Raw genomic sequence first — 574 nt, forward strand, 5'->3', positions numbered from 1 at the left:
CGCACCGGGTCGTGCGCCACCTGCCGTCCCCACTCGAAGGCCGTCAGGTTGCGCTCGACCTGGACACCGTTGAGCTCGATGGCCCGGCGCAGCGCCTGCCCGCTCAGCGGCACCCAGCCCATCTGCCAGGCAAAGCCCAGCATCATCGGGTTGGCGTAAATGGCGTCGCCTAGCAGCTTTTCAGCCAGGGCCACGCTGTCGAAACGCTTGATGGACTCGGCGCCCACCGCATCGGCGAGCACGTGGTCGCACTGGCCAGACGGGTAATGCCAGTCTGGCGACGAGACCACCGACGCGGTGGGCGTGTGGTGGGTGTTCAGGGCGATGCGGGTGCGCCCCTTGCGCATGACGCTCAGCGTCGTGGGCAAGGACGCGACGATCGGGTCACACGCCATGACCAGGTCGGCCTCTGCCGTGCCGACTTTGGTGGTGTGGATGGCCTCTGGCCGGTTGGCGATCTGCACATGGCTCCAGGTGGCGCCGCCCTTTTGGGCCAGCCCGGCTGCCTCCTGGGTGACCACGCCACGCCCTTCGACGTGGGCGGCCATGCCGAGCAGCTGCCCGATGGTGATCG

The 574-nt window shown here is 68.6% G+C and carries 1 protein-coding gene; it reads right to left on the reverse strand.

The genetic code is table 11. The annotated features are described in order from the left end of the window. Positions 1-574 (reverse strand): 2-oxoacid:acceptor oxidoreductase family protein (locus B2W70_RS04765; protein WP_286743382.1); only part of this gene is annotated, 574 nt, incomplete at both ends.

It is taken from the genome of Aquabacterium sp. UBA2148 (assembly GCF_002328915.1).
In the GTDB taxonomy this organism is placed as follows: Bacteria; Pseudomonadota; Gammaproteobacteria; order Burkholderiales; family Burkholderiaceae_C; genus Aquabacterium; species Aquabacterium parvum.